The organism is Meiothermus sp. QL-1 (genome assembly GCF_003351145.1).
Classification (GTDB): domain Bacteria; phylum Deinococcota; class Deinococci; order Deinococcales; family Thermaceae; genus Meiothermus.
In genome coordinates this window covers 168,061-181,520 of record NZ_QQSV01000004.1, presented here as the reverse complement: position 1 = coordinate 181,520, position 13,460 = coordinate 168,061, and the positions used below count along the sequence as shown (strand labels likewise).

Genomic DNA, 13,460 nt, shown 5'->3' with positions numbered 1-13,460 from the left:
CGGCTTGCCCGCAAGCAGAGGGAGCTATCCAGGAAGAAGAGGGGGGGCTATCGTTGGAACCGGGTGAAGAGGGAGCTGGCAAAGCTCCACCGGAAAATCGCCAACCAGCGCAGGGACTTCCACCACAGGCTGGCCCGGCGCCTGGTCAACAGGTATGGAACCATCGTCCATGAAGACCTGAACGTCCTCGGCCTGGCCCGCTCCCGCACCGCCAAGGGGGTGCTGGACGCGGGCTGGTCGCGGTTTCTCGCCATCCTCGCCTACAAAGCGGCAGAGGCTGGTAGGCGGGTAGTCAGGGTAGACCCAAAATACACCAGCCAGGATTGTCCGGTGTGCGGCTACAGAGAAAAACGCCCTCTCTGGGTGCGGGAGTACACCTGTCCCCAGTGCGGCGCCCACCAGCACCGGGACGTGGCCGCAGCGCTGAACATCCTGGCCAGGGCTCGGACGGAGCCTGCGGGGATGGATACGGCAAGGGCCGTCCCGTGAGAACCGCGAAGCCCCGTTCTTCAGAACGGGGAGTCGTCACGCTGAGGACCATCACCCCCATGTTCGGGGGCAGTGCCATCCCCCGGGAGGTGGACCGGGAAAACCCCGTGCGCGCCGCCAGCGTGCGGGGACACCTGCGCTTCTGGTGGCGGGCCACGGCGGGGGCGCGCTACGCCACGGCGGAGGAGCTTTTCCGGGCGGAGGAGGAGATCTGGGGGAGTGCGGAAAGGTATGGCCGGGTGGCCCTGCGGGTGGTGGAGCAAAGGGGGGAGCAGGAGGTGAGGCCCTCCGACCTGGTGCCCGACCGGGGCACCGCCAGGACCGGCCCCATGGAGCGGTTTTTCCTCCACCCCTTCAACGAGAACAAAAGGGAGAACACCCCTGAGGCCTTCGGTCTCCAGAGCGTGGCCTTCACCCTCGAGCTCACCCTTAACCTCGCCGAGTCCGAGAAGGAGCACCTGCGCCGTGCTATTCGGGCCTGGATTGCCTTCGGGGGCATCGGGGCCCGCACCCGGCGGGGGGTGGGAGCCCTCGAGGTCACGGAGGACCTCAAGGACTGGCTGCCCTCCAGCCCAGAGCAGCTCAGGGAGTGGTTCTCCGTCCAACCCCCCAAGGAGGTCTGCCACACCACCCTGGCCGGGGCGGTGGTCCGCCTGGGCCCGGCCCGCAGGCCCGAGGCCAAGGACCCCTACAAGGGGCATGCCGCCTGGCGGGAGCTGGGCCGCTTCTGGGCGCGTTTCCGCAAAGGGCATTTCGTGGAAGACCCCAAGACCAACGAAACGATGGCCTACACCCCCATGGCCGGGGGCAAGTGGCTGGATCACCAAACCCTTTTGGCTTTCCAGCACGGGCAGAAGCAGATTGCCCTGGCCAAGCCCTACCTGGGGCTTCCCATCGTCTACCAGCGCCTTGGGAAGAGCTTCAGCGGCACCCTCGAGGCGGTTCACACCGGCGGCAGACGCATGGCCTCGCCGGTTATTTTGAAGCCGATTGTTTTTGCGGATGGCAGCATTCGGCCTGCGGTCATCATCCTCAATGCGCCCGTCCCCACAAGAATCAGGGTCAATGGAGAAGAACTCACTTTGCAGGTTCCTGACGACGACCCTGTGCTGGATGCGCTCGAGGCCCGCGACCCCCTCGAGGCCGTCCGCAAGGCCGCCCACCTGCAGGGCTTCACCCAGGAGGTGCGCCTATGAGCTACCTGGTATCCATCGCCCTCGGCCCGGTGCAGGACTTCATCGCCGCCGCCCGCCGCACCGCCGACCTCTATGCGGGGTCGCAAATCCTGCAGGAGCTGAGCAAGTGCGCGGCCCAGTTTCTGGCTTCAAAGGGCGCCCAGCTCATCTTCCCCGCCGACAAGGACGCCGACGGGGCCAACAAGATCCTGGCCCAGGTGGAGGGGGACCCGAAGCGGCTTGCCGAGGAGACCAAAAGGGCTGTTCAGAAAAGGCTCCTGGAGCTCTGGGACGAGACCATCGGCAAACTCCCCGCTAAGTACCAAAACCTCATTGACCAAGCGAGGACCAAAGAGCAGCTCGGGAACTTCCTGGAGTTCTACGCCGCCTGGGTTCCCCTGCCCAGCGTAGAGGCCTACAAGGAGGCGCGGCTTCAGGTGGAGCGCCTCCTGGCTGGGCGCAAGGCCCTGCGGGACTTCGCCCCTACCCGGCAAGAGGACGAGGGGGTGCCCAAGTCCCCCCTGGACCCCTCCCGGGCGGCGGTGATAGACCCCCGGAACTGGGCTGACGCCAGCATTCCCCTGCCCGACGGCTCCTACCGTCCCCTGCGCATCAAGCCTACCGAATACCTGGACGCCATCTCCCTCCTCAAGCGCTGCTACGGGGTGCTCAGGTCCCAGACGGTGGTGGACACCCGCACCATGGCCCGGCGCTCCTGGAGGCCCGAGGCCATGCCGGAGGAGCGCTGGGGCGAGGAGGAGGACCACATCCCAGAACCCCAGCCCTACTTCGCCATCCTGGTGGCGGACGGGGACCGCATGGGGGAGCTCATCGGCCGTCAGGAGGACCCGGAGGCCCACCGCAGGCTCTCCAAGACCCTGGACGGGTTTGCCCAAGCGGCCCGAAAGATTGTGCTACAGCACCACGGCTTCATGGTCTACTCGGGCGGGGACGATGTGCTGGCCTTTTTGCCGGTGAACCGCGCGGTGGCCTGCGCCCAGGCTCTCTCCGAGGACTTTCGCCGCCGGGTGGGGGGCACGCTTTCCGCCGGCGTGGCCATCGTGCACTACCGCGAACCCCTCTCCATCTCCTTGGAAAATGCCCGGGAGGCGGAGAAGGCTGCCAAGAACGGGGGGCGCAACGCCCTGGCCGTGGCCCTGCACACCCGGGGGGGTGCCCCCATCACCGTGGTACAGCCCTGGGACGGGCTCACCTGGGATGAGCTGCTGGAGGCCTACAAAACCCGCGCCATCACCCGGGGCCTGGCCCACGAGTTGCGGGACCTGGTGCAGGAGTGGCAGGACGACATGCGGGCCGACTACCTTTATCAGGAAGCCCTGCGCATCCTGAACCGCAAGGAGGCCCGCGGCCTGAAGATCCCTTTCCCTAAGGAGGACACCCCTGCCTATCGCAAGGCCCTCTTGGGGTTTGTAGACCAGCTCATCATCGCCCGCTTTTTGAGCGGCATCCGCGAGGAGGAAGCCCATGCCGGAACGGGTGCTTGAGATCCACGCCCTGAGCCCCCTGCTCTTCCGCGACGGCCGGCCCTTCACCGCCGCCGACGGCACCGAGACTGCCGCCCGGAGCCTGCCCCTGCCCCTGCCGGGCACCGTGGCTGGCTTTGTGCGCACCCAGATCGGCAAGGCCCTGGGCAGGGGCTGGGGCCAGGAGGTGCTCCAGGACCTCCACGCCCTCCAGGTCTCGGGGCCCCTTCTGGCCCGGGAAGAGGAGGTTCTGCTGCCCGCACCCCTGGACGGGGTGATTTACAAAGATGGAAATGGGGATCTCCGGGTTATGAGGCTACGCCCCTTTACCCCTCCCGAAGGGGCGGGGTGCGACCTGCCGGAGGGGATGCTGCCCTTGGAGGTCACCCAGGACGTCAAGCCCGAATCCAGGTACCACTTCTGGAGGGCCCAGGACATGGAGCGCTGGCTCTTGGGGGAGGACCTGGTGCCGGAGAGGATCCCTGGCCTTCCCACGGAGACCCGGGTCCACGTGGCCATGGACCCCGTGAGGGGCAAGGCCAGGGAGGGCCAGCTCTACAGCGTGGCCTACCGCCCCCTGGAGATGGGTAAAGACCCCGAGACCTACCGGCCCGCCACCCTGCGGGTGCGGCTCTCCCTGCCCGAGGGCATGGGGGTAGCCCCTGTGGGCCACCTGGGGGGTGAGCGCCGCCCGGTGACGGTGCGGATCAGGGAGGACCTCTCGGGGGCCTGGTGGGACTGCCCGAAGAGCATCCAGGAGCGCTTCCGGGGGCTGGGCCCCGGGGCCAGGGTGCGGCTCATTTTGGCCACACCAGCCCTCTTTGAGGGGGGCTGGAGGCCGGGCTGGATCGAACGGTCGGGCAGCGGGGCGCTCCACCTGCCCCGGGGACTCAGCAAGGTGAGGCTAAGGCTGGTGGCGGCCGCGGTGGGGCGGCGGGAGGCGGTGAGCGGCTGGAACCTCCGGCAAAACCGGCCCAAGCCGGTGCGCTGGATGGTGCCGGCGGGGAGCGTGTACTTCTTTGAGGTGGAGCAGGGGAACCCCGCGGATCTTTTAGAAAGCTGGCTCAGGCCTGTGAGCGACCACGAGCAAGACCGCAAGGACGGTTTTGGACTGGCCATGTGGGGAGTGTGGTGAACATGGCGGAAAAAGCGAAGCTGATCTTCTGGCAGGCCCTTACGCCCGTACACCCCGGCACGGGGCAGGACTCGGGCAGCGTGGTGGACCTTCCTGTGGCCCGGGAGGTGGCCACGGGCTTTCCCTTCATCCCCGCCAGCAGCCTTAAGGGGGTGCTGCGGGACGGGCGGGAGGACGAGCAGGCCAACCGGGTTTTTGGCTCTCTAGAAAGCGCGGCTGAGCTCAGCCTCACCGACGCCCGGGTACTCTTCCTGCCCGTGCGCGCCTATGCGGGCACCTTTGCCTTCCTCACCTGCCCCCTGGTGCTGGAGCGGCTTAGGCGCGATCAGAAGGCCCTGGGGCTTTCCCCCCTGCAGGCGGTGATACCCACCCCTGGGAGAACCGAGGCCCTCTTGGGGGCAAACCCCGCCATCGTGCACGAGGGCCAGGTCATCCTGGAGGACATAGACCTGGAAGCCCGGGTAGGGAAGGTGAAGGACCTGGCGGAGGAGCTGGGGCTGCTTGTTTTCGGCCCGGAGGCCGGCTATTTCCAGGAGCGCTTCGCCCTGGTGCACGACGACGTATTCAGCTACTTCTGCGAGATGGGCGTGGAGATCATCGCCCGGGTCAAACTGAACCCCGAATCCAAGACCGTGGTCAAGGGCGGGCTCTGGCACGAGGAGGCCATTCCCGCGGAGACGGTCTTTTCCTGCTTCGCCATAGGAACCCATGGGTTTGAGGAGCTGGAACGCCCCTACCTCCAGCTCGGCGGACAGGCCAGCGTGGGGCGGGGGCTGTTGCGGCGGCTAGGGGGTGGGGCGTGAAACTTGTGACCCGCGCTCAGGAAGATATGAAAAATGCCCTGAAGCTGGTGAGCAGCTTGGAGGTAGAACACGAGGAGGTAAAGAACATCTACGGGAGCCTGTGCCACAGCTTCCCCATCCTGGTGCGCCAGAGCGGCCTCTGCCAGGCTCTGGCCTTCAGCGCGGAGAAGGCCCGCAAGGAGGACAGCCGGGGCCGGGCTCACCGGCTTCTCCTGGAGCATGTGGCCCAGATCCTGGGCGTGAGGGACCCTCTGCAGGCCGTGCAGCAGGCCGACGCTATCGGCTACATGCACTACACCCGCCGCGTGCTCTCCGCCTGGGTGTACTTCAAGCGCTTTGCCGCCAGCGTGCTGGGCGTGCACACGGGAGGACGCGATGAGGGCGAGTAGGCTGGATCTTTCCCCGCCTTCCCACGCGGGGCTGGCCCTGCAGCGCTACCTGCTGGAGCACGACGACCAAAAGGAGGCCGTCCGGGAGCTCCTAAAGCACATCGCCAATACCCCGGTCCCACCGGTGTACCGGGACGCCTTTGCACGCTGGCAGCGCTCCCTGGGAGGAGCGGTCTGGCTCGAGGCCGCCACCCGCACCCCCCTGGCCATCGGCCTGGGCAACAGCAGCCCTCTGGAAAACGGCCTGGCCCTCCACCACACCTACGGCGTGCCCTACCTGCCGGGGAGCGCCCTCAAGGGCCTCCTGCGCCGGGTGGCCGAGCGCTATGGCCTGAGCCAGGAGGAAAAGGCCGTCCTGCTGGGGGAAGGCCCCGACCCCAAGGGGAAGAAGCAGGGGAGTGCCGCCTACCTGGTCTACTGGGACGGCTGGCTGGACCCCCAGAGCGAAAAGCCCTTCCAGCAGGACGTGATCGCCGTGCACCACCCGGTGTACTACAGGAGCCGGGGAAGGCAGGCCTGGCCCACCGACTTTGACGATCCCAACCCCGTGGCCTTCCTCTCCGTAAGGCCGGGGGTGAGGTTCCATATCCCCATCACCTGCCCCGCGGAAAACGCCCAGGACTGGCCCTACAAGGCCGCCGAGATGCTCAAGTGGGGCCTGGAGCACCTGGGCCTGGGGGGGAAGACCAACGCGGGGTATGGGTACTTTGGGGACTTCAGGATCACAGTTCCTGAGAGGCTGGAATCGCTGGAGGAGCGCGTGGAAGAAGTCGAGAGACAAACTCGAGAAGTTCTAGAGCAGGTCAATGATGCCTCTGCGCTATCCAAAATAGACAACTATCTCCCCAAGATCGAGTTTTTAGAACCAGCCGTAAGAAGGTCAAGCCTTGAGGCCATTAAGGCTCATCTGGAAGCTATGAAGCGCTGGGATATGACAAAAAGCCGCTGTCGGAAAATTCAAACCCTACTGGAGGAAACATGATAATTCTTTCGATGCTCGGGACGGGTAACTATCAAGAAGTTGAGTACATCTGGGATGGCTGTAAGGCCCGGCCCCACCGCTTCTTTCAGTCTTCGTTGAAGGAGTGGTTTCCTGAAGCCCAGCTGTTGATTTGTGTTACAGAAGAGGCTAAAAATAAACACGGCGAAGACATTTTGCAGGAGCTTACAGGGGCAAAGTTGATAGATATTCCCTCTGGGCAAAATGAGGCCGAATATTGGCAAATTTTCAACATCATTCAGGAAGAGATTCCCGAAGGGACCGAACTGGTGCTGGACATAACACATGGGTTTCGCTCGCTGCCTATTCTGGCGTTGCTGGCAGTCAGTTTTTTGCGAATAGCTAAGGGGGTTGTGTTAAAGTATGTGCTTTACGGCGCCTATGAGGCCAAAACCGACTCGAGTGCCCCAGTGTTTGATCTGACTCCATTCGTGTCTATGCTGGACTGGGCCACTGCTAGCCAGTACTTTCTGGAAACAGGGGATGCGGGAAAGTTTCAGCCTTTAGTAGAGGCAAGGGGTGAGAAACCTGTAAATACCCACTTAAATACAGCTGTGAAAGGGTTGGGTTCGCTTTCCTCGGCCCTTGCCGCGAACCGGGCCTTGGAGATCGGGGAAGTGGCCCGAGAAACCCTGGGTAGCCTAGGAGAGGCTCAAAAGGAAGCATGGAAGCCCCAGCATCAGCCTCTCAAGCTGCTTTTGCCCCGCCTCAAGGACATGCTGGGCCATCTGGCCCTGAAGAAAAGCCCTTCTCAGGAGGACTACTCTCAGGAGGACTACCTGCGGCAAAACTTTGCCTTAGTCCTCTGGCTTCTGCAAAACCAACAGTTTGAGAAGGCCCTGGGCCTGGCCAGGGAGTGGATGGTGTCTTTTGCCCAGTACAGAAGGCAGGGCTCCTGGTATCCTATCAGCTTCGACAGTCGGAAAGAGGCTGAAGGATGGCTTAACAGTTGCGTAAAGGGGGAAACCGAGACCCCGGAAGAGTGGAAGGACTTCATCCAGCTTTGGAGGGACCTGGGGAACCTGCGCAATGACCTGATGCACTTTGGCTTCCGGGAGAGTCCCCGAGGGAAGGAGTCCATACCCCAGGAGTTCAGGGAGAAAATAGACAAGCTCAGGGATGTTATCCGTGGGATGAACTTTGAATGCCCTGAAGGGATGGGATCCCCGAGGGCGTAGATATGGGCCGGCTCATTCTGGCAACGGTTTTTTCCAGCTTAACTGCCTCCAGCAGCACGGGGCAGAAGGTTTTCCCCCAGAGGTTTAGCTCCCTAGGAGGGTTAGGTGGACGGGGAGGATGAGCTTCTGACCGAGGCCCTGGAGGACCCCGGGGGTTCCCAGGAGCCCCTCCCCATCAGCGCCCTGGCCCAGTACACCTACTGCCCCCGCCGGGCGGCCCTGATCCTCCTGGAGGGGGAGTGGGAGGACAACGAGTACACCCTGCGGGGGGCCCGGGCCCACGAAGAGGTGGACCTCCCCGAAGGGCTCTTGCGCGAAGGGGTCCGGGTGGAGCGGGCCCTGCCCCTTTGGTCGGAGCGGCTGGGCCTGGTGGGCCGGGCGGACGTGGTGGAGTTCCTGGAGGGGGTGCCCTACCCGGTGGAGCACAAGGTGGGCCGCAGATGGCCCCGCGAGCTTGCCCAAAGGGCCGCTGAGGTCCAGCTCTGCGCCCAGGCCCTGTGCCTCGAGGAGATGTTCGGCCTGAGCGTACCCGTGGGGGCCATCTTTAGCAGGGCAGAACGGCGCCGGCGGGAGGTGGCCTTTACCCCCGGGCTCCGGGCCGCCACCCTGGCCACCCTCGAGGCCCTGCGGGCCCTTTTGGGGCAAGAGCGCCTCCCCCCGCCCGCCGCCGATGCCCGCTGCAAGCACTGCTCCCTGCTGGCTGTCTGCATGCCCCACCTGCCCGAGGCCCTGAAGGGGTTGGAGGATGGTCTCTGAGCTGCTGAATACCCTGTACGTCCAGACCCAGGGGGTCTACCTCCGCCTGGAGGGCGACACCCTGCGCATCCAGCACGAGGAGATAACCCTCCGCAACGTCCCCCTGCACCACCTGGGCGGGCTGGTGGTATTCGGCAATGTGCTCATCTCGCCTTTTTTGCTCCAGCGCTGTGCCCAGGACGGCATTGAGGTGGCCTGGTTCACCGAGTCGGGCCGTTTTTTTGGCCGGCTTGCCCCCCCGGTTTCGGGCAACGTGCTCCTCCGCCAGGCCCAGTATCGGGCCCTGGATACGCCCTCCACCCGCCTGTACCTGGCCGGGCGCTTTGTGGAGGGCAAGCTCAGGAATAGCCGCCTGGTCCTGCAGAGGGCGGTGCGCGAACGGGGGGAAACCGAGGCACTGGTTCGGGCCCTCGCTGAGCACGAGGCGGCCCTACGGGCATTGCCTCAGGCGCGCTCTTTGGACGAGGTCCGTGGCGTGGAGGGCAATGCCGCCAGCGCTTACTTCGCCGCCTTTGGCGACCTTCTACTCACGGAGGACTTCAGCTTTAATGGGCGCAACAAACGCCCCCCGCGGGATCCGGTGAATGCGCTTCTGGGCTTTGTTTACGCTCTCCTGCTCACCCAGTGCACCGCAGCCCTGGAGGGCGTAGGCCTTGATCCGCAAGGAGGGTTTCTGCATGCCCTCCGGCCCGGGCGCAATGCCCTGGCCCTGGACCTGATGGAGGAGTTCCGGGCCTGGTGGGCTGACCGGCTGGCCCTCACCCTCCTCAACCGAAAGCAGCTGACCCGCAAGCACTTTGAAGAACGTCCGGGTGGGGCCGTGTTCCTGAACGAGGAGGGGCGCAAGGTGGTGATCACGGCCTTCCAAAACCGCAGGCAGGAGACGGTGCAGCACCCTCTCTTCAAAGAGCCCGTTCCCGTGGGCCTGCTGCCCCACATTCAGGCCCGGCTGCTGGCCCGCTACCTGCGGGGCGACCTGCCGCAATACCCACCCTTCTTGGCGAGGTAAACCGTGGAACGGCTGGATATCTTGGTGACCTACGATGTGAACGTGACCTCGGAGGACGGACAGACCCGCCTGGCTCGGGTGGCCAGGATCTGCAAAAACTACGGGCAGCGGGTGCAGATGTCCGTGTTTGAGTGCCGGGTGACGCGAGCCCAACTGGAGGAGCTCGAGGCCAAGTTGCTTAAGGTCATTGACCTGGATAAGGACAGCCTCCGGATTTATATCCTCCCCGGAGGCAGAGAGAAGAATCTGCGTGTCCATGGTCAGGACAGGTATACCGACTTTGATGACCCCTTGGTAATCTAAACGTAGCCGCTCCATTTGCGCGGACCCAAAGTGGGTGGCAAAACCCGGGGGGGTTCGCGCAAGCGCAGAAAGCGGCTAGGGGAGCTTGAAAATCCGCTTTCGCTTCACCCCACCCCCCTATCTCCCCCGGGGCCTTTTGGGGGGGTTCGCGCAAAAGGCCCCTTGAGCCCTGTCCAGCACGTGCGCTAAACTGAGGCCGTCGCACTCGGGCTCCGGCCCGAGTGAGGATTGAAACCAGTATACCACATCCAGAGGCCGAGTGCAACTGCTTCGTCGCACTCGGGCTCCGGCCCGAGTGAGGATTGAAACGACATGGACGATGAGGCCCGCGTTGCTCAGGGCCTGGTCGCACTCGGGCTCCGGCCCGAGTGAGGATTGAAACTCTAGGCGCCATTATCTGGATGTTATCCGCGTATACATGGTCGCACTCGGGCTCCGGCCCGAGTGAGGATTGAAACTGGGAATCTGGACCGTGGGTTTCGGCTCCCAAGCCCTGTCGCACTCGGGCTCCGGCCCGAGTGAGGATTGAAACTCGATGTGGTCGTGAAACCTGACCCATACAGCCTTGGCCGTCGCACTCGGGCTCCGGCCCGAGTGAGGATTGAAACCTACCAAGTCAAAAAGAGCGACGTCTATCGCATCCTCAGGTCGCACTCGGGCTCCGGCCCGAGTGAGGATTGAAACGGTCTTGGGCTTGGTCAGCACCGGCTTCCCCCCAGTTGTCGCACTCGGGCTCCGGCCCGAGTGAGGATTGAAACGCCCAGCGGGCCGGAAGGTGGCTGACAGCCCTCCGTAGTCGCACTCGGGCTCCGGCCCGAGTGAGGATTGAAACCCACTACGTCCGTGTCCAGGCCCGCGAGAATGGCCTCGTCGCACTCGGGCTCCGGCCCGAGTGAGGATTGAAACACGATACACCCCCAGGGTGATGTTTGGGTTACTGTGAGTCGCACTCGGGCTCCGGCCCGAGTGAGGATTGAAACGCAGTGCTTTTCGCACTGCCCGCAGCGGGTGCAGACGTCGCACTCGGGCTCCGGCCCGAGTGAGGATTGAAACAAAGAGTCGTGGCCGGTAAGCAGCCCTGCAAAGGCCCGGTCGCACTCGGGCTCCGGCCCGAGTGAGGATTGAAACCCGCTCCGCCAGGTAGTGCTCCAGGGATTCGATGTCGTCGCACTCGGGCTCCGGCCCGAGTGAGGATTGAAACCCTCCGCGGTAGCTCCACCGGTTGTGGGGGTGCTACGTCGCACTCGGGCTTCGGCCCGAGTGAGGATTGAAACTACGGGGAGGGTACGGCAGTCGGAAGGGACGCGATAGCGTCGCACGCGGGCTTCGGCCCGAGTGAGGATTGAAGCCTGAGCCGCGGCTGCCCAAGCCGCGGTCTTGACCGTTGCACTCTGGCTTCAGCTCGAGTAGGGAACTACCAAAGACGCATGCCGGGAACGGGCTTCATATTGGTGAATAGCTCGAAGAGTACTGGACCATACGCCAAAACCACCAGCAGCACTGCTAACCCAAACCAAAAGCCAACGCGCTCGGTTAGGCGCACCAAGCCGCTGCCCTCGGGTTTGGAAATCACCTCAGTAAAGGGCACCTCGGCCATTACCTTGCTGGGCTCACGACGGCTTTGTAGGGCCGTGGCAAATATCACGTAGAAGAATAGAACCGCTGCTACCAGGAGGATTATTCCAGAAACGATGTTAAGCACCATCCAGGGCGCGCTTTCCTTGTAGGCTTCCATGGCCAGGGGACTAGCGGCGATGTGCGAGCGCCTTGGTATGGCGTACAAAAAGCCCATCCAGTGCAGGGCAAAGGTCATTATGAACATTCCGATGAACCACAGCCACTGCGAGGCCACAGCCAGCCCACGGGCCACCAGGGGCTTGCCTGTGAGGTGGGGAATGAGCCAGAAAGCCGTGCCCATAGCGGCCATGGTGACCAGCGTGCCCACCTGAAGGTGGAAGTGGCCAGGTATCCAGACCGTGTTGTGGACGTTTTGGTTCAGGTTGAAGCTGGCATTTACGATGCCGCCGGCCCCACCCGGAATGAAGGCCAAAAAGCCCAACAGGAACGCCAGCACGGTGGGGTTGCTCCAGGGCAGGGCCGCAATCCAGCCCAGAAGGCCCCTGCCTCCGTTGGCCCGGCCCGCTACTTCAAGCGAGGCCGCCACCGTGAAGGCCGTGATTAGGCTGGGCACCGCGACCATCATGGTAAGAACGGTGTGAATGAACTTCCAGTAGGGGGCGATGCCGGGGTCGGCGAATTGGTGGTGAAAGCCCACTGGAACAGAGAAGAGCAGGAAGAGGAGGAAGACCAGCCGCGCCAGCGGGTCAGAGACCAGCTTGCCCCCCGCCAGCTTGGGCAGGGTGGTGTAGGCCAGGGTGTAGGCAGGTAGGAGCCAGAAGTAGACGATGGGGTGGCCGGTGTACCAGAAGAGGGTGCGCGTCAAAAGGGGGTCTACTCCGGGTAAAACCCCAAGCGCCCAGGGAATGAGAAAGAGCACCTCCACCACCAGCCCCAAACTGGCAAGAAGCCACATGAGCCAAAAGGTTACGGCCATGTAGGTCACTAGAGGGGTAATCTTGCCCGGGTTGGCCCGGCGCCAGCGCCACCACAGGTCTAGGGCCAGGTAGATGCTCACGTAGCTCGAGAGCACGAAGATGGCGGCTCCAGTGTAGAAGGCCCAGTGGGCCTTCAGGGGCGGGTAGAAGGTGTAGAGCACCGAGGCCTCGTTCAAAAGCAAGGGGATTGCCGCAATCAGAAGCCCCCCTAGGGCCATCCAGAACGATAGCCAGGCCAGCTTCATGTTGGGGCGCAGCCCCAGCTCCCTGGCCGGGAGGTAGACCATAATGGTTTGGGCAAAGAGCTGGGTGAAGACAATGGCGTTCAGCACCCCATGCAGGGTGAGGCCCTGGTAGTAGTTTTGGAAAACGGGCTTTAGGAAGGGGTAGAGGTCGAGGCCACCGTAGTTGAAGGCCTGCAGGGGACCAAAAAAGGTGCCCAGCGCCAGCGCGGCAAAGCCCAACATCATCATGTACAGGGCGTACTTCTTCTCCGGCGCAGCGGCGTAGGCGTCGAAGCGGGTGAGAGTTTGGACGGCCATAGGTGCTCCTTTAGGGTTCTACGATGAGCTGGCTCAACATGCTAGCGTGGCCGATGCCGCAGTACTCGTTGCAGATGATGCGGTAGGTGCCGGGTCGGGTGAAGGTGTAGCTTACCTTAGCGATTTCGCCCGGAATCACCTGCACGTTGATATTGGTGTTTTCTACCTGGAAGCCGTGCTGGACGTCGGGCGAGGTAATGTAGAAGGTGACCCTGCGCCCAGCCTTGAAGCGCATCTCGGTGGGAAGGTAGCCAAACGAAAAGGCCTGTATGTAGGCCACGTACTCGTTGCCCACCTGCTCTACTCGCGGGTTGGCGAAGTCGCCTTCGGTGCGCACCTTGGTAGGGTCGATGCGGCCCACGCTAACCGGGTTGGTGTTGCCCATGGTCAACATCAAATAGCCCACCAGGATGATGAACGCCGTGATCATCGCCAGACCGAAGAAAATCCAGGCCCGCTCGTATCGCTCGATGACGTGTTCTTGGTGCTCCATGGTTTACCCCCTTGCAAGATGCATGAAGAAGTGGAAGAGCCAGAAGGCCAGGATGAAGATGGTCACCACCGCAACCACCACAACCGCCCCCAAGGGTCTTTGCTCTTTTTCTTCCATAGCGCCCCCTTGGGGTGAGTCTAAGAGGAGGG

Annotated in this window: 14 protein-coding genes and 1 CRISPR repeat array; of the genes, 11 read left to right on the top strand and 3 right to left on the bottom strand. The window is 63.6% G+C overall.

Translation table 11 applies throughout. From position 1 onward, the window contains the following. The 11 genes from DV704_RS06885 to cas2 all read left to right on the top strand — a co-directional run. A partial coding sequence (locus DV704_RS06885; protein WP_147279590.1) for an RNA-guided endonuclease TnpB family protein occupies window positions 1-489 on the top strand: 489 nt, incomplete at its 5' end. Beyond that, window positions 486-1,685 carry a type III-B CRISPR module RAMP protein Cmr1 gene (cmr1, locus tag DV704_RS06880; RefSeq protein WP_233498276.1) on the top strand — a complete coding sequence of 400 codons (1,200 nt, stop codon included), beginning with the start codon at window positions 486-488 and terminating at the stop codon, window positions 1,683-1,685. The genes DV704_RS06885 and cmr1, both read left to right, overlap by 4 nt. Then, on the top strand, window positions 1,682-3,169 hold the full coding sequence (gene cas10, locus DV704_RS06875; RefSeq protein ID WP_114798836.1) for a type III-B CRISPR-associated protein Cas10/Cmr2: 1,488 nt from the start codon (window positions 1,682-1,684) through the stop codon (window positions 3,167-3,169). The genes cmr1 and cas10 overlap by 4 nt, the downstream gene beginning before the upstream one ends. After that, window positions 3,150-4,283: a type III-B CRISPR module-associated protein Cmr3 gene (gene cmr3 / locus DV704_RS06870; protein ID WP_114798835.1), complete on the top strand. Its 1,134-nt coding sequence runs from the start codon at window positions 3,150-3,152 to the stop codon at window positions 4,281-4,283. Before cas10 ends, cmr3 begins: the two co-directional genes overlap by 20 nt. A gap of 2 nt (window positions 4,284-4,285) precedes the next feature. Further along, window positions 4,286-5,086 (top strand): type III-B CRISPR module RAMP protein Cmr4, encoded by an 801-nt coding sequence (gene cmr4, locus DV704_RS06865; protein ID WP_114798847.1) that lies wholly within the window; start codon window positions 4,286-4,288, stop codon window positions 5,084-5,086. Next, window positions 5,083-5,475 carry a type III-B CRISPR module-associated protein Cmr5 gene (gene cmr5, locus DV704_RS06860; protein WP_233498275.1) on the top strand — a complete coding sequence of 131 codons (393 nt, stop codon included), beginning with the start codon at window positions 5,083-5,085 and terminating at the stop codon, window positions 5,473-5,475. The genes cmr4 and cmr5 overlap by 4 nt, the downstream gene beginning before the upstream one ends. After that, complete coding sequence (gene cmr6 / locus DV704_RS06855) at window positions 5,462-6,457, top strand: type III-B CRISPR module RAMP protein Cmr6 (protein ID WP_114798833.1); 996 nt, start codon at window positions 5,462-5,464, stop codon at window positions 6,455-6,457. The genes cmr5 and cmr6 overlap by 14 nt, the downstream gene beginning before the upstream one ends. Next, window positions 6,454-7,653 carry a TIGR02221 family CRISPR-associated protein gene (gene csx2 / locus DV704_RS06850; protein WP_114798832.1) on the top strand — a complete coding sequence of 400 codons (1,200 nt, stop codon included), beginning with the start codon at window positions 6,454-6,456 and terminating at the stop codon, window positions 7,651-7,653. The genes cmr6 and csx2 overlap by 4 nt, the downstream gene beginning before the upstream one ends. 105 nt (window positions 7,654-7,758) lie before the next feature. Beyond that, complete coding sequence (gene cas4 / locus DV704_RS06845) at window positions 7,759-8,409, top strand: CRISPR-associated protein Cas4 (RefSeq protein ID WP_199489950.1); 651 nt, start codon at window positions 7,759-7,761, stop codon at window positions 8,407-8,409. Continuing rightward, window positions 8,399-9,418, top strand: a complete 1,020-nt coding sequence (gene cas1c / locus DV704_RS06840) for a type I-C CRISPR-associated endonuclease Cas1c (protein WP_114798831.1) — start codon at window positions 8,399-8,401, stop codon at window positions 9,416-9,418. Before cas4 ends, cas1c begins: the two co-directional genes overlap by 11 nt. 3 nt (window positions 9,419-9,421) lie before the next feature. Then, complete coding sequence (cas2, locus tag DV704_RS06835; RefSeq protein WP_114798830.1) at window positions 9,422-9,721, top strand: CRISPR-associated endonuclease Cas2; 300 nt, start codon at window positions 9,422-9,424, stop codon at window positions 9,719-9,721. A 198-nt stretch (window positions 9,722-9,919) separates the two neighbouring features. Then, window positions 9,920-11,070: direct repeats of the CRISPR family, unit length 37 nt; unit sequence GTCGCACTCGGGCTCCGGCCCGAGTGAGGATTGAAAC. A gap of 65 nt (window positions 11,071-11,135) precedes the next feature. Here the strand turns inward: cas2 and DV704_RS06830 are convergent. From DV704_RS06830 to DV704_RS06820, 3 genes are read right to left on the bottom strand one after another with little or no spacing between them, the layout of a single operon-like run. Then, on the bottom strand, window positions 11,136-12,818 hold the full coding sequence (locus DV704_RS06830; protein WP_114798829.1) for a cbb3-type cytochrome c oxidase subunit I: 1,683 nt from the start codon (window positions 12,816-12,818) through the stop codon (window positions 11,136-11,138). A gap of 10 nt (window positions 12,819-12,828) precedes the next feature. Continuing rightward, complete coding sequence (locus tag DV704_RS06825; protein ID WP_114798828.1) at window positions 12,829-13,311, bottom strand: cytochrome c oxidase subunit II; 483 nt, start codon at window positions 13,309-13,311, stop codon at window positions 12,829-12,831. A gap of 3 nt (window positions 13,312-13,314) precedes the next feature. Further along, a complete protein-coding gene (locus DV704_RS06820) occupies window positions 13,315-13,428 on the bottom strand; it encodes a cytochrome c oxidase subunit 2A (protein WP_114798827.1) in 114 nt (37 codons plus the stop codon). Between the last annotated feature and the right edge of the window lie 32 nt (window positions 13,429-13,460).